Origin of the sequence: Aeribacillus composti, assembly GCF_007827555.1 — a bacterium.
Taxonomy (GTDB): domain Bacteria; phylum Bacillota; class Bacilli; order Bacillales; family Aeribacillaceae; genus Aeribacillus; species Aeribacillus composti.
The window spans coordinates 112,791-133,125 of record NZ_VISS01000004.1; the positions used below are offsets into that span (position 1 = coordinate 112,791).

The 20,335-nt window shown below is 39.2% G+C and carries 18 protein-coding genes, 1 tRNA gene and 1 pseudogene; 12 read left to right on the plus strand and 8 right to left on the minus strand.

Annotated features, from left to right (window positions below):
* Positions 1 to 4: 4 nt before the first annotated feature.
* Genes spoVAE through FB379_RS03520 form a run of 4 tightly spaced genes read left to right on the plus strand, consistent with a single transcriptional unit; the run spans position 5 to position 2,376 of the window.
* A complete protein-coding gene (spoVAE, locus tag FB379_RS03505; protein ID WP_063389729.1) occupies positions 5 to 361 on the plus strand; it encodes a stage V sporulation protein AE in 357 nt (118 codons plus the stop codon).
* 5 nt (positions 362 to 366) lie between these two features.
* Positions 367 to 573 carry a DUF1657 domain-containing protein gene (locus FB379_RS03510; protein ID WP_063389730.1) on the plus strand — a complete coding sequence of 69 codons (207 nt, stop codon included), beginning with the start codon at positions 367 to 369 and terminating at the stop codon, positions 571 to 573.
* Positions 574 to 587: 14 nt separating this feature from the next.
* Entirely contained in the window at positions 588 to 1,448 is an 861-nt protein-coding gene (locus tag FB379_RS03515) for a DUF421 domain-containing protein (protein ID WP_144597006.1), read from the plus strand.
* A gap of 16 nt (positions 1,449 to 1,464) precedes the next feature.
* Positions 1,465 to 2,376, plus strand: a complete 912-nt coding sequence (locus FB379_RS03520) for an NAD(P)/FAD-dependent oxidoreductase (protein ID WP_144597008.1) — start codon at positions 1,465 to 1,467, stop codon at positions 2,374 to 2,376.
* Positions 2,377 to 2,855: 479 nt separating this feature from the next.
* Here the strand turns inward: FB379_RS03520 and FB379_RS03525 are convergent.
* Positions 2,856 to 3,632: pseudogene (locus FB379_RS03525) on the minus strand (DMT family transporter).
* Here FB379_RS03525 and FB379_RS18700 point away from each other — a divergent pair.
* From FB379_RS18700 to ilvD, 3 genes are all read left to right on the plus strand, one after another.
* Positions 3,622 to 3,831, plus strand: coding sequence for a hypothetical protein (locus FB379_RS18700; protein WP_242009282.1), 210 nt, complete (start codon positions 3,622 to 3,624; stop codon positions 3,829 to 3,831). The pseudogene FB379_RS03525 and the gene FB379_RS18700 sit on opposite strands and share 11 nt — an antisense overlap.
* Before the next feature lie 651 nt (positions 3,832 to 4,482).
* Positions 4,483 to 5,262 (plus strand): TIGR00266 family protein, encoded by a 780-nt coding sequence (locus tag FB379_RS03530; protein WP_063389744.1) that lies wholly within the window; start codon positions 4,483 to 4,485, stop codon positions 5,260 to 5,262.
* Positions 5,263 to 5,425: 163 nt separating this feature from the next.
* A complete protein-coding gene (gene ilvD / locus FB379_RS03535; protein ID WP_063389594.1) occupies positions 5,426 to 7,102 on the plus strand; it encodes a dihydroxy-acid dehydratase in 1,677 nt (558 codons plus the stop codon).
* A 481-nt stretch (positions 7,103 to 7,583) separates the two neighbouring features.
* On the opposite strand, the gene FB379_RS03540 is transcribed toward ilvD, so the two are convergent.
* The 4 genes from FB379_RS03540 to FB379_RS03555 all read right to left on the minus strand — a co-directional run bounded on the left by FB379_RS03540 (position 7,584) and on the right by FB379_RS03555 (position 10,654).
* Complete coding sequence (locus FB379_RS03540) at positions 7,584 to 9,122, minus strand: solute symporter family protein (RefSeq protein WP_094245693.1); 1,539 nt, start codon at positions 9,120 to 9,122, stop codon at positions 7,584 to 7,586.
* Positions 9,123 to 9,142: 20 nt separating this feature from the next.
* On the minus strand, positions 9,143 to 9,475 hold the full coding sequence (locus tag FB379_RS03545) for a DUF485 domain-containing protein (RefSeq protein ID WP_063389591.1): 333 nt from the start codon (positions 9,473 to 9,475) through the stop codon (positions 9,143 to 9,145).
* 276 nt (positions 9,476 to 9,751) lie between these two features.
* Complete coding sequence (msrA, locus tag FB379_RS03550; RefSeq protein ID WP_144597009.1) at positions 9,752 to 10,279, minus strand: peptide-methionine (S)-S-oxide reductase MsrA; 528 nt, start codon at positions 10,277 to 10,279, stop codon at positions 9,752 to 9,754.
* A 54-nt stretch (positions 10,280 to 10,333) separates the two neighbouring features.
* Entirely contained in the window at positions 10,334 to 10,654 is a 321-nt protein-coding gene (locus FB379_RS03555) for a hypothetical protein (RefSeq protein WP_130157230.1), read from the minus strand.
* A gap of 552 nt (positions 10,655 to 11,206) precedes the next feature.
* Here FB379_RS03555 and FB379_RS03560 point away from each other — a divergent pair.
* Together FB379_RS03560 and FB379_RS03565 are read left to right on the plus strand one after the other, a co-directional pair.
* Positions 11,207 to 11,941, plus strand: coding sequence for an SDR family NAD(P)-dependent oxidoreductase (locus FB379_RS03560; RefSeq protein ID WP_066246619.1), 735 nt, complete (start codon positions 11,207 to 11,209; stop codon positions 11,939 to 11,941).
* Positions 11,942 to 12,088: 147 nt separating this feature from the next.
* Positions 12,089 to 13,429, plus strand: a complete 1,341-nt coding sequence (locus FB379_RS03565) for an MATE family efflux transporter (protein ID WP_063389603.1) — start codon at positions 12,089 to 12,091, stop codon at positions 13,427 to 13,429.
* Between the two features lie 24 nt (positions 13,430 to 13,453).
* On the opposite strand, the gene FB379_RS03570 is transcribed toward FB379_RS03565, so the two are convergent.
* A complete protein-coding gene (locus FB379_RS03570) occupies positions 13,454 to 14,083 on the minus strand; it encodes an NUDIX hydrolase (RefSeq protein ID WP_144597011.1) in 630 nt (209 codons plus the stop codon).
* A gap of 151 nt (positions 14,084 to 14,234) precedes the next feature.
* On the opposite strand from FB379_RS03570, the gene FB379_RS18430 reads away from it, so the two are divergent.
* Positions 14,235 to 14,378 (plus strand): hypothetical protein, encoded by a 144-nt coding sequence (locus FB379_RS18430; protein WP_158640157.1) that lies wholly within the window; start codon positions 14,235 to 14,237, stop codon positions 14,376 to 14,378.
* A 317-nt stretch (positions 14,379 to 14,695) separates the two neighbouring features.
* Positions 14,696 to 15,886, plus strand: a complete 1,191-nt coding sequence (locus FB379_RS03575) for an MFS transporter (protein ID WP_063389587.1) — start codon at positions 14,696 to 14,698, stop codon at positions 15,884 to 15,886.
* Between the two features lie 37 nt (positions 15,887 to 15,923).
* On the opposite strand, the gene FB379_RS03580 is transcribed toward FB379_RS03575, so the two are convergent.
* Entirely contained in the window at positions 15,924 to 16,781 is an 858-nt protein-coding gene (locus FB379_RS03580) for a TetR/AcrR family transcriptional regulator (RefSeq protein ID WP_144597013.1), read from the minus strand.
* Positions 16,782 to 16,930: 149 nt separating this feature from the next.
* Between FB379_RS03580 and FB379_RS03585 the strand changes: the two genes are divergently transcribed.
* A complete protein-coding gene (locus FB379_RS03585; protein ID WP_066246621.1) occupies positions 16,931 to 20,077 on the plus strand; it encodes an efflux RND transporter permease subunit in 3,147 nt (1,048 codons plus the stop codon).
* A gap of 169 nt (positions 20,078 to 20,246) precedes the next feature.
* Here FB379_RS03585 and FB379_RS03590 read toward each other — a convergent pair.
* Positions 20,247 to 20,334, minus strand: a tRNA-Ser gene (locus FB379_RS03590).
* Position 20,335 lies beyond the last annotated feature (1 nt).

Genomic DNA, 20,335 nt, shown 5'->3' on the forward strand with positions numbered 1-20,335 from the left:
ACATTTGGTTGCGTCATTTTTTTGGGCGTTTGTCATAGGCGGATTAATTTGTGTAATTGGACAGATCATGTTTGATGTGTTTCATTTAACACCTGCTCATACATTAAGTACGTTTGTCGTGATTGGAGCCATCTTGGACGGTTTCGGGCTTTATGAACCATTTATCGATTTTGCGGGTGCAGGTGCAACCATTCCGATTACAAGCTTCGGAAATTCTCTCGTTCATGGAGCGTTGCAAGAAGCAGAAAAACATGGATTGATCGGCGTTTTAACAGGTATGTTTGAAGTGACTAGCTCCGGTATTTCAGCAGCTATTATTTTTGGTTTTATCGGAGCGCTTTTATTTAAACCGAAGGGGTGATTGAATTGACAGTAGCATCACAGGTCAAGCAAACGCTGGCCAGTTTAAAAAGCATTCATGCGGGATTGCAAAACTTGGCCATTACGTCAACTGATGAAGAAACGAAACGAGTTTTTCACGAAAACATGTTAATATCTGAAGAAATTATCAATGATGTAAAGTCTCGAATTGGAGAGCTGGAGTTTGAGGAACCTGAGTATAAAGGCTTTTGAAAAGAGGGATGAACATGCCAGAGTGGGTTGAAGTCATTATTCGTTCACTTGCCATAATAGCTGGATTATTTTTCATTTCCAAACTATTGGGAAAAAAACAGCTTTCCAAGCTTTCCTTTTTTGAATACGTCGTCGGCATTACCATTGGTGACATTGCCGGGACACTGTCAATGGATACGAATTTAAATTTAACAAACGGTATTATCAGCATTGCCATATGGGTGATGATTCCGGTTATTATTTCATTCATTTCCATGAAAAGTCCGTCGTTTCAGCAATTTATTGAAGGAAAACCGACCGTTTTTATTAAAAACGGAAAAATCATGGAGGAAAATTTAAAGAAAGAAAAATATCCTTTGGCCGCTTTGTTGGAACAATTGAGGAAAAATAATGTCCATCATGCCAGTGATGTGGAATTTGCTATTTTGGAAACTACTGGTGAACTGAGTATTTTGCTAAAAAAAGAAAAACAGCCTATAACGGTAGGAGATATCAAAACGAACGTTGCCCCTGTTAAAGAACCGCAAACCGTCATAATGGACGGAAAAATTATGGACGAAGCTCTTTCAACGACCGGTTTGAATCGAAGATGGCTGAAAGAAAAACTCGATCAATTAGGAGTCGCCGTCGAGAATGTTTTTTTAGCCCAAGTCGATTCATATGGACAACTCACTGTTGATTTATATGATGATAAAGTAAAAGTGCCTGAACCTGTTGAAAAACAGCTTCTACTTTCATCCCTTAAAAAAGTGGAGGCAGATTTTGAATTATACGCTCTGCAAACTGAAAATACGGAAGCAAAAAACATGTATGTAAGAAATAGAAAAAAATTAGCTGAAATGATCAAAACATTAACGCCTTTTTTGCAAGGTTGACTGAAAGGGTGGAAAAGTGAAAACATACGATTGCATCATTGTTGGCGGCGGGATCGCCGGTTTATCTGCGGCCATTATGCTTGGAAGGTATAAACATAATGTTTTAGTCATCGACAAGATGAACGGAAGATCGACGCTATGCAGAAGCTATCATAATTTGTTAGGGTGGCCTGACGGGGTAAGCGGACAGACACTGCGTACTCTTGGAAGAGAACATGCAGAAAAATACGGAGTAAAATTTTTGAAAAAGCTGGCAGCAAAAGTCGAAAAGCAAGGAAAAGATTTCCTTATCGAAACGGACGATCGCAGCATATACAAAACAAAAAAATTGCTGATTGCAACAGGGGTTACCGACCGCATACCAGAAGTGCTGTCAGAAATAAAGCATTGTTTAGGCATTTCGGTATATGTTTGCCCTGATTGCGATGGATATGAAGTAGATGGGAAATCGGTCATTGTAATGGGGGCAGGAAAAGCAGGAGCGAAGCTGGCTCTCTCACTAACGTACTGGACGAAAGACATTCAGTACGTGAATCATGATGGAGAAGAAATTAATGCTGCATTAAAAAATGAACTTTCTAATAAAAATATCGAATACATAAAAGAACGGTTAACGAAAGTGATGAGAGACGGTGAATGGTTTAAGGGAGTTGAATTGGAAAGCGGAAGACGCCTTTTCGCGGATAGAGGCTTCCTCGGATTTGGCGGCAATCGCGTTCATTCAGATCTTGCCGCTCAGCTCGGCGCCGAGCGATTAGAAAATAAGCATCTAGTCATCCATGCACGGACGAAAGAAACGAGCGTCCAAAATGTTTGGGCAGCCGGAGACGTTGCGGCTCACTCGGAACAAGCTGCAATCGCAATGGGGGATGGAATCCAAGCAGCGATTTGGATTCATAAACGGCTTTTAGAGGAACAACGGACTTGATGTTGATTGATAGATCTGAAAATTCCGAGCTGTTCAGGGCTCCATTATTTTGCCGATTTTACGACCGTAAAAGTTATCGACAAAGAATGACGAGCAATTTAGGAGCGAATGCTCGGATTTGTCTTGAATTAGTATTGGAAAAAGTTAACTGAATAAAGCTAGGAGGGGGAGGACATCAATTGTTTTGAGCGCTGGAAGTTTCGATGCCCTACTTTATGTTGACATGAAGATATTTATGATTACAGCCTTTCAAGGCTGCAGAGAAAGTAAATGTGATCAAATAAGTGAGAATCCGAAAATGGAAGTTCTGCACATGATAGGGATTGAGCATTTGTTTTTGGCGAAAAAGCTCTCTTCAATCTTTAATTTTTTTACGATGAAGGCTCAGATGTTTTCAACTAAAGCCCCGAATTGTTGAAGTGTATGTTTCACATACTATTCTCCAGCTTTACATAGGAATTTTTATCAAAGACAAGAAATCATTCTATATTATTTGCACGATAAGATTCATTTGCAGCTGCTTTCCTTTGTTGAAGTAAAAATAAAAATACACCTAATAAAACAAAGAAGCCGCCTGCAATCTGCAAACCGACAACAGTTTCACCTAATAGGATTGCCGCTAAAATTGTAGCTCCTTTAGGTTCAAATAAAACACTCATCGAGATAGTGGCTGAGTTTACATACTTTAATAAAAAATTATATATTACATGGGCGATTGTAGGGACTATTGCCAGCAACAAAAAAAATTCCCCATTCCTTTGAATCATAACCGCTGATGGGTACATTCGCAAAAAGGTTTAAATCGTTAAAGTAACTGCAAAAAAACTGTAAATCCAATGAGAAATCAGCTTTACCGTATTTTGTCCGATTAATAAATAACAAACAATTGCCAAAACACTTAAAAATATCACCAATAATGACTGATTGGCGATTAAGCCCAAAATCACCCCATCCAACCATAACTACTCCTATAATTGAAATCACGATAGCGATTAAAGTTGAAATAGTTGTTCTTTCTTTGCAAATTAAAAATCCTCCTAACAAAGCGACTATAGAACTGCAAAGAAAGTATTATCGTCGAACTGGCCACTGTTGTCAGTTTCAAAGATTCAAACCACAAAGCAAAATGTAAGGCTAGAAAAACACCTGCAGCTAATAAAATCAGCCATTCCTTTTTGGAAATCTTACTAAACTCTTTCCTATTTACATAGATTATTTGGCAACAATAATATAGAGGCTAAATACATGGGATACATACTTAGTATAGTTGCCGATGCTACCGACCACCTGGCGAAGATTGCTGCAAAGGAAATGGCAATTACAGAAATGATCAGCAGAAATCCAACCGTTTTTTCATTTTTCCTCATTTGGGTTCAATGCACATTCTCATACGATTACGATACTGTAGAAAGCCGCTTAATACTAATAAAATCACGGGCAACAGTATACCTATGAAGTAGAAACTGTTTATCGGTATTATCTAAAATTTCTCAAATTGCTTCTGCGAAATTATTTCAGCAGCGATCCAGAACGAATATTCCATATCCAGTGATGTTAGTTTATTCGAAAATCTATTACTCAGATAATTTCATCAATAAACTTTTATATTATCTTTATAAACTGGTCAGCCCTGTATGAACTGTTCGAGCTGTACCAATACCTCGTTAGTTTTTTCGGATTTAGAGGCTGATTTTCTCGCTCCTAAATCGATAAAATTCGATCAAATTCTGTTTTGCTTTTTTAAAGGATAAATCCTATATAAACAGGATGTTTGATCAAACTTTCAATTTTATATAAGACGATTATTTATCAAACTTTATTTTACATCTGCATTTTGCAAATGAAGTAGATATATCGTTTAACTGAGCAGCCGTTAATCCTTTGGCTTTTTTGCTGCAAGCAATTCTTTTTCCTTGCCTAGGACAAAACATTCATATTGCACCGAAGCCCGATTGAAAAAAGAAATCGAACGGATTGCTCAAAGTGGTATTATGCACTGGTTCTATGGTCATAGAGATTCTTAAAAAAATTATGGCAATATGGATGAAAAAGAGCTATGATGAGTATATTACATATTCAAAAAATTACAATTATTGGGGTGAAACTATGGTCGCTCATGAAATTGAATACAAACTTCATGGAGACGATATGCAATTTGTCGAAATTGAACTTGATCCTGGCGAAAGCGCCATAGCAGAAGCCGGCGCCATGATGATGATGGACGATGGTATTGAAATGGAAACAGTATTTGGTGACGGAAGTAATCAATCAAAAGGTTTATTAGGTAAACTTGTTGGCGCAGGGAAGCGTTTGATTACTGGAGAAAGCTTATTTATGACAGTGTTTACAAATCATCAGATGGAAAAAAAACATGTTTCCTTTGCCGCTCCGTATCCCGGAAAAATTATTCCGCTTGATTTAAAGGAATTCGGCGGGAAGGTCATTTGTCAAAAGGATTCATTTCTTTGCGCTGCAAAAGGGGTTTCCGTCGGAGTTGAATTTCAACGGAAATTAGGGACAGGATTTTTCGGCGGTGAAGGGTTTATTATGCAGAAGCTTGAGGGAGATGGATTAGCTTTTCTTCATGCAGGCGGAACGATTATCCAGAAGGATTTGCTCCCAGGAGAAAAACTTAAAATTGATACAGGCTGTTTAGTAGCAATGACAAAAGATGTTGATTACAATATCGAATTTGTCGGCAAAGTGAAAACGGCATTCTTTGGCGGCGAAGGTCTGTTTTTCGCAACCGTACGTGGACCGGGTTCTGTTTGGGTGCAATCATTGCCCTTCAGCCGTTTAGCTGACAGAGTTTTGGCCGCGCAAAGTGGAGGCAAAGATGAAGGCAGCATTTTAGGCGGAATTGGGGATTTGTTTGATGGAGATTGATTATTTGCAATGACAAGAGGAAGCGGCGCATACGATTCCTCTTTTTTTTAATGAAAAAGGCCATAATAAAAACCTTTGTGAAAAAAATAAAATAGTAGTATAATATTTAAATATTAAAATTAATTGAAAATTAAAAAAGGAATTAAAAGCGGGGGGATTTATTTTGGCGCAATTACGCAGCAACATGATCAAGAAAGGGTTTGACCGTGCACCGCATCGAAGCTTGTTGCGCGCAGCTGGTGTAAAAGAAGAAGATTTTGATAAACCGTTTATTGCGGTTGTTAATTCATATGTGGACATTATTCCAGGCCATGTTCACTTACAAGAATTTGGAAAGCTTGTAAAAGAAGCGATTCGCGAAGCTGGCGGCGTGCCATTTGAATTTAATACGATCGGTGTCGATGACGGAATTGCAATGGGGCATATCGGCATGCGCTATTCACTGCCAAGCCGAGAAATTATTGCTGATTCTGTTGAAACAGTCGTCAATGCACACTGGTTTGACGGCATGGTCTGCATTCCGAACTGCGACAAAATTACGCCTGGTATGTTGATGGCAGCTATGAGGATTAACATTCCGACGATTTTTGTCAGCGGAGGACCGATGGCTGCCGGAAGAACAAGCGACGGCCGGAAAATTTCCCTATCTTCAGTTTTTGAAGGAGTAGGAGCTTATCAATCAGGAAAAATAGATGAAAACGGATTAAAAGAACTTGAAATGTACGGCTGTCCGACTTGCGGATCTTGTTCAGGCATGTTTACAGCAAACTCAATGAACTGTTTGTCTGAAGCATTAGGTTTGGCCCTGCCTGGGAACGGAACGATTTTAGCTGTTTCGCCTGAACGGAAAGAACTTGTCAAACAAACGGCAAAACAATTAATGAAATTGATCGAAATGGATTTAAAACCTCGTGATATTGTGACGGAAAAAGCAATTGATAACGCATTTGCTTTAGATATGGCGTTAGGCGGTTCGACCAACACGGTCTTGCATACTTTAGCCCTTGCCAATGAAGCAGGCGTTGATTATCCGCTTGAACGGATCAATGAAGTGGCGGAAAGAGTGCCTCATTTAGCAAAGCTTGCGCCGGCATCTGATGTTCATATTGAAGATTTACATGCAGCTGGAGGAGTTTCCGCCGTATTAAATGAGTTGACGAAAAAAGAAGGAACTCTTCATTTAGACTGCATGACGGTAACAGGAAAAACGCTCGGTGAAAATATTGCCGGATGCGAAGTAAAAGATTACAACGTTATTCGCCCAATTGATAATCCGTTTTCTGAAAAAGGCGGACTTGCCGTATTATTTGGAAGCCTAGCTCCAGATGGCGCTATCATTAAAACAGGCGGCGTTCAAGGAGGAATCACTCATTTTGACGGCCCTGCCGTAATTTTTGATTCTCAAGAGGAAGCGCTTGAAGGAATTGCGAAAGGAAAAGTAAAAGAAGGGGATGTTGTCATCATTCGCTACGAAGGTCCTAAAGGAGGCCCGGGAATGCCTGAAATGCTTGCGCCGACATCACAAATTGTTGGGATGGGTCTTGGACCGAAAGTTGCTCTCATCACGGATGGACGTTTCTCCGGTGCATCCCGCGGTTTATCGATTGGCCACGTATCACCTGAAGCTGCGGAAGGCGGACCGATTGCCTTTGTAAAAGAAGGAGACCGTATTGTGATCGATATTGAAAAACGGACGATTGATGTGCATGTTAAAGAAGAGGAATGGAACAAACGAAAAGCGGAATGGAAAGGCTTTGAGCCAAAAGTGAAAACCGGTTACTTAGCTCGCTATTCCAAACTGGTTACATCTGCTAGCACAGGCGGCATTATGAAAATTTGACGTCACTAACCGCCCCCTTTTTCAAAAAATTAAAAATTGGACAGATTTTCCTATATTATTCATAGCTGCACATATTTCTAGAAAGACGCGACTGCCGCGTCTTGCTAGCATTTTTCAGATGATCTCACTTGATTTGGCGAATTTTTCTGATCCAATACTGCTGGAAAGATGAGGGGAAGCAACATACAGAAAGTGTGAAACAAAGATCTGCTCATCTCGTTTTGACGCATATAAAACAGAGAAAGGATTCAGAAGAAGCACGAGAACGGATTGTTTTTTTCATTATGAAATTATGAAAGCCCATTTTTTAATGATTTCAAATGGGCTTTTTCATGTTTTAAAGTTGAAGGGGGCTGTCCAGAAAGTCAAATCGCCATTGAAAACAACACCGATATATCAACGTTTCTAAAACATTAATGGGGGCGTCAATAAGCCGTAAAAACGACTTATCAGACACCCCCTTCATCTATTTTTCAAGCGCTTACATTTCGGCTTCTTTATATCCAGTATTGGCTTTAAACGTCACTTCAGCATATTTTTTCTCATCCCGCTTGGCGGAAACAAGCGTACCAATCAAACCACCGATAAAACCTGCTGGTACTGATATGAGCGCTGGGTTTGTCAGCGGGAAAATAGGATCGCCGACAAAAAAGGCTTTTCCAGCTTCAGGATGAATGACATTTGGGCTGATTGACACTAATACAATCGCTGTAATTAAACCAGCCAGCATGGCAGTGACCGCTCCGGCAGTGTTAAATTTTTTCCAATAAATCGTATAAACAATGACGGGCAAATTAGCGCTTGCTGCTACACAAAACGCAAGAGACACAAGAAATGCAACATTTAATGATTGAGCGCCAAGGGCTAGCAGGATTGAAAATGCGGCAACGCCTACAGAAGCCCATCTTGCAGCTAACACTTGCTGTCTTTCCGTAGCTTTTCCTTTTTTAATGATCTGTCCATAAATGTCGTGCGCGAATGCGGACGCACCAGACAAAACTAAACCTGCAACAACAGCTAATATTGTTGCAAAAGCTACTGCAGAAACAAAGGACATTAAGAAATCTCCTCCAAGTGCTTTCGCAAGCAGCGGCGCCGCCATATTTCCAGCAGGATTTTCGGCTATAATCGTTTCTGAACCGACAAATTTGGCTGCACCGAATCCTAAGAAGATTGTCATGACATAAAAGATTCCGACAACCCAAGTTGCATTAACTACTGACGCACGTGCAGTTTGTGCATCTTTAACGGTAAAAAAGCGCATTAATATGTGAGGAAGCCCTGCCGTTCCCAACACTAAGGCAAGCATCATTGAAAGTAAATCGAGCGGATTTTTAAATACAATTCCTGAATGTAAATAGTTTTCACCGTGTGGAGTCGCTTGTGACATCTCGTTAAACATGCCAACGATATTAAAGTTAAATTTCAATAAAACAAGGAATGAAATAATGACCGTTCCTGCCATAAGCAATACAGCCTTTATGATTTGCACCCAGCTAGTTGCAGTCATTCCACCAAATAATACGTAAATGGTCATCATGACTCCAACGATCAATACGGCGATCCAATACTCAATCCCCAATAACAATTTAATGAGTGCACCTGCACCAACAAGCTGTGCGATCATATAAAATATAACAATTGTGATGGAACTAAGAGCAGCTGTTGCACGGACTTTTCTTTCACTGAATCTTGAGTTGATCATATCTGCGAGTGTATATTTTCCTAAATTTCTGAGAGGCTCTGCAACGATGAATAGAACGAAGAGATATGCGGTTAAATAGCCGATGCTGTAGTAGAAACCATCAAATCCATTCAATGCGATGGCGCCTGCGATACCAAGAAATGATGCGGCTGATAAATAGTCTCCAGCTATCGCAAGTCCATTTTGCCACCCAGTCAAGCCTCCGCCGGCTGTATAAAATTCGTTTGCGGTTTTTGTTCTTTTTGCAGCCCAATACGTGATATATAACGTGACTAAAAGGATGATTAAAAACAGAATAAATGCTGGTACACTCATGAAAGTGCAGCCCCCTTATTTTATTTTATATTTTCTTCAATAATTTCTTCCGCCAATTGGTCAAATGTTTCCGCTTTTTTTACATACATCGTAGCGAACACCCAAACCATGACAAAAAGACCAAGCGAATAGAGCCACGTCCATGTAATCCATCCGATTGCTTTATGCTCCAAGATGGATGTATAACCCGTGAGAATCGGCAATAAAAAGTAAGTGATGAGAAAAACGATTATAATGGGTACAATAAAATTCCGCTTTTTTTGAATCAACTGTTGAAATTTGCTCGTTGCAACAATTTTCTCATAATCGAGAATGCGCTCCCCCTGTTCTTTCTCCTTTCCGAATGTTTCCATTGTACCATCCCCTTTCTTTGGTAATATTCGTAATTTTTTGTCAATTACAATAATAAGTTATGCTAAAAAAATAGTCAATCATTTTTGTAAAACGTTTTCAAAATTTCGTTTGTAACATTTTGGAAGTGAGAGGCTGCATTGACACACAAAATGGAATCGTTTACACAAATGCGTTTGGATGTCCGGAAATCAGGAAGCTGAATGAATGCATAATCAGTGATGGCCATTCAAAAAAACAGTAAAATCTATTGTAAGATTTTACTGTTTCAATCATTTTTATTTCCAATGCTTTCGCAAAAATTCATCCCGTCCGGAAATTTCCCGATCTTTTTTGTATGCTTCTGGATTTTTTTGATAAAAATTTTGATGATATTCTTCTGCTGAGTAAAATGGCGCAGCCGGTAAAATTTTGGTTACGATCGGTTTATTGAATTTTCCGCTTTTGGCTAAGGCGAGTTTAGATTGTTCTGCCAGCGTTTTTTGCTCATTTGAATGATAGAAAATGGCTGTCCTGTACTGACTGCCTCTGTCGTGGAATTGTCCGCCGTCATCGGTCGGATCGATTTGCTGCCAATAAATTTCAAGGAGCTTATCATATGGGAACACCGTTGGGTCAAATTCGATTTGTACCGCTTCATAATGCCCAGTTGTCCCTGTTTTGACCTGTTCATAAGTAGGATTTTCAACATGCCCGCCCGTATAACCAGAAATGACTTTCTCAATGCCGTCCCACTGGTCAAAAGGTTTTACCATGCACCAAAAACAGCCTCCGGCGAATGTTGCTTTCTCTAGCTTCTTCTCCAATTTCTTCACTCCTGGTCCAGTTAGAATGAGTTAAAGTTTAATAATATCATAAAGTTAATGGCAAATCCCGAGATTAAACAGTAAAATTTTAAATTGCCCAGCGATAATAGCTATCCATAAAATGGAGGCTATAGAATAGATCGTGGTTCGTTTTCTAAAATTTTTATATTTCAAGATAAAAAATGCCGCTACTGATACGATGGAAAAGAAAACAGTTAAACCTAACATTCCGACAAATGGAGTAGACCAATAATAATTGTTAAAAATCGGGATGATGATTGTTGGTGTGTAAAACTTTGACAGCGAATAGATGCCAAACAGCCATGAGATAATCATGAAAACAAAGATGGAAACAGTTGTCAATTTAATTGCCAAAGGTATCTCCTTTCTGACTTTTATTCCGATCTGTTTAATTGTATTTTATGTATGCTGCACGTTGTTGTCAATTGATTAAGTTTATAAATGATATAATAAATGAGTGAGCTATCTAAAAGCGACTAAATTGAAGAAATGTAAAAATCTGTAGCCGAAAAAAGGCAATACAAAAAAATTAATTCGCTTCCGTTTAGGCGAGTAGAGTGGATCTTTTTATATCAGGCTGCGTGTCTTCTGAGCTAACAGTCAATCTTTTTCAAGGGGGACTCTTTTTTCGATTTAGGGGAGGGGAAGGTTGCAAGCTTCCAGCTTTGCAGCCAGATTGAACTAGTAGCTCGAACACAAGATGGTGAAACCAACCTTTTAAGCAGCCGAAGCTAAAAGGAGGGAAAAAGCTTGCATAAAAGATCTTTAGACGGTTTCTGCGTTCAACGAAAAAAGTCTATCTTTAAATGAAAATTTTCAATATTGTGGGGCTGACCCTGTTATTTCCAACGGAAGTAATCGAAAACAAGAGCAGGATTTTAAAAAACGATAAGAGGAGGAATCGACATGGTCTTTGCAGGAAAAACAGTCATTATAACCGGCGGTGCACAAGGGATCGGGAAAGCGATCGTTTCCGCCTATGCAAAAGAAGGAGCAACAGTTGTGATAGCGGATGTGAATGAACAAAAAGGAAAGGAAACAGCTGAGGAATATGGAGCGACGTTTATCAAAACGGATGTCAAAAATCATAAGGACGTCATCAAATTAATAGAAACGGTCAAACATACAACGGGAAGAATCGATATTGTGATTAACAATGCAGGTGTTTCAAGATTTAAATCTCTTTATGAGCTAACGGTTGAAGAATGGGATGACATATTACAAACAAATCTTCGCAGCGTATTTTTATTTGCAAAGGAATCTGCAAAATATATGCGAGAAAATGAAAGGGGAGGTTCGATCATTAATATTGCTTCAACAAGAGCGTTCATGTCTGAAAAAGATTCGGAAGCGTACGCTGCGTCTAAAGGCGGCATCGTTGCTTTAACACACGCTTTAGCTATTTCATTGGGGGAAGACAAAATCAGAGTCAATTGTATAAGCCCCGGCTGGATTGAAACGAACAACTATGAACTGCTTACTGAGCGCGATCATCTACAGCATCCTGCAAAGCGAGTCGGAAAACCGGATGATATTGCCAGAGCGTGTTTGTTTTTAACTCATCCCGACAACGATTTTATTACGGGAGAAAATATTATTATTGACGGCGGCATGACGAAAAAAATGATATATGAAGAATAAATCTTGATAAAAGGTAAGGAAGCAAGAGAGCCCCATTCGTTCAAAAAAAGCTCTCAGCAGGACGTGGTCGTAAATCCTTCACCGAGCGGCACTTTGCTTATTCGAAGGCTGCGTCAATGTAAGATGAAAGAAAAAGGTGATTCTTGGATGAAACAGACGGATTACTCAGAAGGAAATATTTTAAAGCAGCTCATCACTTTTTCCTCGCCTATTTTATTAACGAACTTGCTTCAAGTTTCTTATCAAATAATTGACAGTTTATGGGTTGGAAACTTGCTGGGGGCTCGTGCATTAGGGGTGGTGTCTCTCTCTGGAACTGTCATTTTCACAATTCTTTCTTTCATAATCGGGATCAACCAAGCAACATTAACGATTTTGTCCCAATTAAAAGGAAAACGCGATGAACAAGGGTTGAAACGGTATGTGAATGCCTTTGTTGTCACGCTGTTTATATTATCGATTTTGCTTGGAGTTTTTGGATTTATTTTTGCCGAACGGATTTTATTTTTGCTTGGAACACCTGACAGTTTAGTTGCAGATGCATCCTTATACTTGCGAATTAATTTTCTTGGAATTATTTTCTTATTCGGCTACAATTTTGTGGCGACATTGATGCGTGCGCTTGGAGAAAGCAAAGCCCCGGTTTATTTTGTTGTTTTGGCTGTTCTTTTAAATGCCGCTTTAGATCCATTATTTATTTCTGGATTTCAATTCGGCATAGCCGGAGCGGCTTATGCAACAGTGATTTCCCAAGGGATCGCCTTTTTATTCGGAATATATTTGGCGATTCATTACAAATTAGTTCCTTTTACATGGCCGCGTATGCCGAAAAAAGAAGAAGTTTCTCTTATTTTAAAAATCGGGGTTCCGTCCGGCATGCAAATGATGGTCATTTCCGCTGGAGTGACGGCGATCATGAGCGTTGTAGCTAGTTTTGGCGAAGACGCGCTGGCCGGATTCGGCGCTGCTCAGAGGCTCGATAATATTATCTTGCTTCCCGCAATGGCCCTCGGAACTGCTGTCAACAGCTTGGCAGGCATAAACATTGGTGCAAATCGATGGGATCGAGTTTATAAAATTGCTCAATATGGATTGATGTATAATTTAGCTATTATGGTTTTGATATCATTGCTAATTCTCTTTTTCGCCCGTTTTGGTGTGGAATTATTTATCCAGGAGGAAGAAGCGGTGCAATTTGGTGTGAATTATTTAAAAATCGTCGCTTTCTTCTATCCGTTTCTTGGCATCAATTTTGTGTTAAACGGTGTTGTTCGTGGATCTGGTGCGATGATGCAAGTCTTAATTTTAAACATCATCTCGTTTTGGGTGCTGCGTTACCCGCTCACATACCTTTTTTCCAATTGGATCGGCGAAGACGGCATCGGTGTCGGAATGGGCGTCAGCTTTGTTATTTCCAGCTTATTCGCCTTTTTATATTTTAGGCTCGGCGGGTGGAGGAAAAAAGAATTGTTTCACGGTACAGCTTAAATAAACAGCCATCCCATAAAACTATTATAGGGATGGCTCGCTCTTTAGCATATCGATAAAATAGTAGATCATCCGGGCTGTCAGCCCCCAAATCACTTTATCTTTATAATAATAAAAATGTTCTTCTATTTTCGGTGAATTCCATTTATATTTTTTTCCCCCGATGATGCTTTCATAAGGAAAATTTTCTTCAGGTTCTGCCCGAAAATGAACTTCATAAATTTCTGGCTTCGTTTCTAAAAAGAATTGAAAAGGAACTGTAAATACTTCGCCGACTTCGTCTTTGTTTGGCTCTAACGAAGCGTCAGGATCGATCATGCCAACAAAAGGATAAACAACCGTTCCGTAGGCAGTCATCACATAATCAAGCGGATATACATGCTGAATCATATCGGCTGAAATACCTAGCTCTTCTGATGTTTCGCGAATAGCTGTATGTTTTGCATCGTGATCGGTCGGCTCAACTTTCCCACCTGGAAAACAAATCTCGCCGGGCTGCCTTTTTAATTTTTTGGCGCGTACTTCAAACAACAAATGAACTTCATCATTTATTCGCATAAACGGAAGCAATACCGCAAATTTTACTAAACGATCCATCCCAATTATCGTCGGATTATGATTTTTAACCTTCTTTATAATATCTTCGATCTCCATACTGTCACCTTCAATCTAACATAATCGATTAATTTCATTATAAATGAAAAACAGAACTGGTTGGCGAATGGCATGCATATTTTCGAATAAACGTAAAAAATTTCGCAACAATAAATAAGAAGATGATGATATATATGAGAGGTGAGCAAGAATGAAGTGGTTTAAAAACAAAAAACGTACACATGAACAAACGGAACTCGAAAGAAGAACGGATGTACATGACTTATATGAACCGTCCCGTGAAGCATATGGTCAAGCCTATAACGTAGAAGATGGGACAAAAAACAAAAAATAAAAATTTTATAGACAAAATGCTGTCTCCTATTCCTTTTTAAATGGCGAAGATCTACAGAATATATAAATGATTTCTGTGGATCTTTTTTAGTTGTTAAGGATTTCTCTGAAAGTAGAAATTTCAAGGAATTGTACCTTTTGCAATAAATGAAACGCTGCAAAGATGGTCTGAAATTGCGATTATAGGATTCATATGCCGATGGCACAATATTATGTTTCGTTTATAAAACAAAAAACATGACAATTATGTAAAATATGATATAGTTTACATATAACAAAACATATGTAAAGACATCAGAAAGAGGTGAAGTTGACAAGATGAAAGAGATGTCAACAAAAAAGCTATTAGGCATTGCGGGACTCGCATGGCTTTTTGATGCAATGGATGTCGGCATTTTATCTTTTATCATTGCCGCGTTAAAAGAAGATTGGAATTTGACGGCAGAACAAATGAGCTGGATCGGGAGCATCAACTCGATCGGCATGGCTGTAGGGGCATTTTTCTTCGGTCTCTTGTCAGACAAAATTGGCAGAAAAACTGTCTTTATTATCACATTATTGTTATTTTCGATCGGCAGCGGCCTGTCGGCTTTTACAACCACATTAGCAGTATTTTTGCTGTTAAGATTTTTTATCGGCATGGGGCTGGGGGGTGAATTGCCAGTAGCATCAACGCTAGTATCAGAAAGCTCGCCGACAAAGGATCGGGGAAGAATGGTCGTGCTGCTTGAAAGTTTTTGGGCTGCAGGATGGTTGATCGCGGCAATTATATCTTATTTTGTTATCCCTCAATTTGGCTGGCGTCTCGCCCTTATTTTAACAGCTCTTCCGGCTTTTTATGCGATTTATTTGCGCATGAAGCTTCCGGATTCAAAAAAATTCAAATCGATACAAACAAAATCAAATGTATGGAAAAATATCGCAGCTGTCTGGTCAAAAAAATATGTGAAACAAACAGCTGTACTTTGGGTGTTGTGGTTTTCTGTTGTTTTTTCTTATTACGGGATGTTTTTATGGCTTCCAAGCGTTGTGATGATGAAAGGCTACAGTTTAGTGCAAAGCTTTGAGTATGTTCTTATTATGACGATTGCACAGCTTCCGGGATACTTTAGTGCGGCGTGGCTCATTGAACGAATCGGTAGAAAATTTGTTCTTTCTCTTTATTTATTTGGCACTGCACTGAGCGCATTCTTTTTCGGATTTTCCGATACAACGGCAGAGCTTTTAATATCTGGAATCTTTTTATCATTTTTTAACTTAGGGGCTTGGGGAGCGCTTTATGCTTATACACCTGAGCTTTATCCAACAGAAATTCGCGGGACAGGTGCGGGAATGGCCGCATCGTTTGGAAGAATTGGTGGCATTTTCGGGCCTTTATTAGTTGGTTATTTAGCCGCTCTCAAAGTTTCCATGGTAGCCATTTTTTCAATTTTTTGCGCTGCCATTATTATTGGAGCATTAGCTGTTCTATTGTTTGGACAAGAAACAAAAGCGTTGGAGCTGGAGTAAAAATACAGCCTCTAAAGGAATTAAACCCTTTAGAGGCTCATTTAATTTGAAAATAATCAGCTAGTTGATTGGCCAAGTAGCGTAGTTCAGGATATTCATGGAGATTTGACAACATTCCTTTAATGACCGGAGTTCTTGGCTTTTCAGCCGTTATTTCAGCTTCTAACACTTCAATCGTAATGTTTAACTGTCCATCATCGATTATAGAACGGCTCATTTCTTTTATCTCATTTAAAATGTTCAACGGATGGCTAGGGGATTGAGGATGATTGAACATTTTGGTCATGATCTCAGCTGGAATGATGGGGTCATTTTGTTTTGCCAGCATTCCTTTGACTAAATCATCTGCTGTTTGCAAAATGTATTTTGCCAATTTTTCCTCATCTACTCTCACCCTATTTTCAAATATGAGGAACTGAATGAATGAAAAAAAGATTCCTTGAACGATAATGTTTACATCTGCTATATACTTATCAATTGACTTGCCGTAAATGTTTTTCAGATTGTTTGTTAAAAAATGAAAAAAATCGTTTCTTAGGTTTTGTAACAACGAATCAATTTTTTCATTATTTTCTTTTAAATTTTCATGCATCTGCGTAATAAATATTTCTTTATGCGCCAAAAATTCTTTTAATTGAACAGACAATTGTTTAATAAACCGCTCTTTTGGATTTTCGTAATTTGCCCCGATTTGCTCCGTTTTTTTCTTTAACTGACTAAAAAACTGCTCCAATAATTTAATTAACAGCTCGTCTTTTGACTTGAAATAAAAATAAAACGAACCTTTCGGAATGCCACATGCATTGGTAATTTCTTGGATGGAGGTGGAAGAAACGCCTTTTCGAGCAAACAGCTTCATCGCAGCTTCAATGATTAAACGTTCTTTTTCTTTCACATGAACATCCCCTTATTGTCGGAAAAAATTTTATTAGTTTAGTTGACTACTAGTTAACCGGTCAATTATAATGACTATATAGTCAACTTACTATAAGTATGTATAAAAAAAGGAGAATTGTCAAATCTTCATGAAAGGAATGGGACTTGGTGGAGAACATTATTAAATTTTCGCTCCGTAATAAACTGGCTATTTGGATTTTAACTATCATTGCAATTTTTGCGGGACTATTTTCTGGATTTAATATGAAGCTGGAGACGATCCCGGACATAAACACTCCCATCATAAGTGTTACGACTACATATCCAGGTGCAACCCCTGAAGAAGTACAAGAGAAAGTGACGGTTCCTATTGAAGAAGCTGTTCGCAATTTGAACGGGGTGGAAATCGTCAGCTCTAATTCGTTTGAAAATGCATCTTCTATTCAAATCGAATACAAATTTGAAAAAGATATGGAACGAGCAGAAGAGGAAGCTGAAAAGGCAATCGAACAAGTCGAACTTCCTGATGGAGCAGGAGAGCCTAAAATTGCAAGATTTAGCATGAACGCTTTCCCTGTTTATACAGTGAGCTTTTTTGATGAAGGAAAAACACTTCCTGAATTAACTGAACTGGTTGAAGACATCATTGTTCCTGAATTGAAAGGAATTGATGGAGTAGAAAGCATTGTAACTTCTGGACAGCAGGTAGAAGAGGGGCGGCTTGTTTTTCATCAAGACAAATTAAAAGAGCTCGGGCTAAATGAGGAAACAATAAAAAATTATATTCAAGGTGCGGATCTCCGTGCGCCATTAGGTCTTTATACATTTAAAGACACGGAAAAGTCTGTTGTCGTTGACGGAAATATTACGACAATTGACGATTTGAAAAAGCTTAAAATCCCAGTCACAGGATCAGCACAAGGGCAGCAAGCCGGAGAGGCGCAAATGAGCCAAGTGCCAAACGGTTTGTCTGGAGCAAATGGTGCAGCGCCAAATCAGGCGATCCAGCAGCAAAGCATTGAATTGCCAACAGTCGAATTAGGAGAAATTGCCGATATCGAAATCGTCGGAAAAGCTGAATCCGTATCAAGAACGAACGGAAAAGAAGCAATCGGACTGCAAATTGTAAAAGCTACTGATGCGAATACAGTTGAAGTCGTAAATAAAGTAAAAGAAAAATTGGATGAATTAAAAGACGAATATAAAGGCCTCGGAGTCGTTTCAACGCTGGACCAAGCAGAACCGATTGAAAAATCTGTTGAAACAATGCTGAATAAAGCTCTGTTCGGTTCGATTTTTGCAGTTATTGTCATTTTGCTGTTTTTGCGCAACATTCGTTCAACGTTGATTTCCGTGGTGTCAATTCCGCTTTCCATATTAATTGCATTAATCATTTTGCGTGAAATGGACATCACGTTGAACATGATGACGCTTGGAGCTATCACAATGGCGATCGGCCGCGTCATTGACGATTCGATTGTCGTCATTGAAAATATTTACAGACGGATGACATTAAAAGGGGAGCCGTTAAAAGGGAAAGAGCTGATTATTGCAGCGACAAAAGAAATGTTTATTCCTATTATGTCCTCAACCATTGTGACGATAGCGGTTTTCTTGCCGCTCGCATTTGTCGAAGGGATGGTCGGACAGCTATTTATGCCGTTTGCCCTTACGATTGTATTCTCGCTTTTAGCGTCCCTTTTAGTGGCGATTACTATTGTGCCGGCACTTGCTCACGTTTTATTTAAAAAAGGAGTAAAACGGAAAGGCGAAAAAGAAAAGGAAGCTGGCTTTTTGGTTACTAACTATAAAAAAATATTAAATTGGTCTTTGAACCATAAATGGATAACATCATTGATTGCGATTCTGCTTCTTGTCTCCAGTCTGTTTTTAATTCCTGTCATCGGTGTAAGCTTTTTGCCGAATGAACAAGAAAAGCAAGTTATCTTAACGTATGATCCGGATCCAGGGCAAACGCTGGAAGAAGTAGAAGATATCGCATTGAAGGCAGAAGATTTCCTTGTCGACCGTGATCATGTAAAAACGATTCAATTGTCTGTCGGAAGCGAAAATCCGATGAATCCTGGAAATCGAAATCAGGCCATTTTCTTTATTATGTATGAAGATGACACACCGAATTTTGAAAAAGAAAAGGAGAAAATTGTTAAAGACTTAAATGAATTAACGAACGAAAAAGGCGATTGGGGCACCATTGACATGATGATGGCAAGCAATGAGTACACATTGTATGTGTTTGGCGATTCGATGGAAGATATTGAGCCTGTCGCCCAAAAAGTGCAAAAAATCTTGGAAGATGAAAAAAACTTGAAAAATGTCGAATCAGGTTTATCGAAAACTTATGATGAGTTCACGTTTGTTGTTGATCAAGAAAAGATGAGCAAGCTAGGATTGACCGCTGGGCAAATTGCGATGGCATTAAGCCAACACCATGAACGGCCGGTTTTAACAACAATCCAAAAAGAAGGTCAAGACATTGAAGTTTATATTGAAGGGGAAGAGCAAACATTTGATTCGATTGATGAGATGAAAAAGAAAACCATTCAGTCCCCACTTGGCATGAATGTGAAAATTGGAGATGTAGCGAAAGTAAAAGAAGGCGAAACATCCAATACGATTACTAGACGCGACGGAAAATTTGCAGTATCAGTCAGCGGAGAGATTACTACTAATGACGTTAGCCAAGTAAATGCAAACATTCAAAAGAAAATAGATGGTTTAGAATTGCCGCCTGGTGTGAACATTGAAACAGGTGGAGTGTCCGAACAGATCAATGAGTCGTTTTCACAATTAGGATTGGCTATGCTCGCTGCCATCGCTGTTGTCTACTTTGTGCTGGTGGTTACGTTTAGTCAAGGACTTGCGCCTTTTGCCATTCTATTTTCACTTCCATTTACCGTCATCGGCGGATTTGTAGCGCTATGGCTTGGGGGAGAAACATTGAGCGTTTCAGCTTTGATCGGTGCGCTCATGTTAATCGGTATTGTTGTGACGAATGCGATTGTGTTAATTGACCGTGTCATTCATAAAGAGCGTGAAGGACTTTCTACAAGAGATGCGCTCATTGAAGCAGGGGCAACTCGTCTAAGACCGATTTTAATGACTGCGCTGGCAACAGTTGGAGCATTGCTTCCTCTCGCATTAGGTTATGAAGGAGATGGAGGCATGATCTCGAGAGGACTTGGTTTAACCGTCATCGGCGGATTGACCAGCTCGACTTTGCTGACTCTCATCATTGTTCCAATCGTCTATGAAGTATTAAGCAAATTTAGAAGAAAAGCTCCAATCGAGGAATGATAAGCAAAAAACCTGAAAAGCACTAAATAGGCTTTTCAGGTTTTTTGCATAACTTGCTGAAACAGTTTTTATGAAAATAAGAATATCAATTGTTTTGAAAAATTTTTAAAAGGGTCAATTATTCAAATTCCGGCAATAAAAAAACGCGCTAAAAAGCGCGTTTTTTAAACGGAGAAGGTGAGATTCGAACTCACGCGGCGGTTGCCCGCCCTAACGCATTTCGAGTGCGTCCCCTTCAACCACTTGGGTACTTCTCCA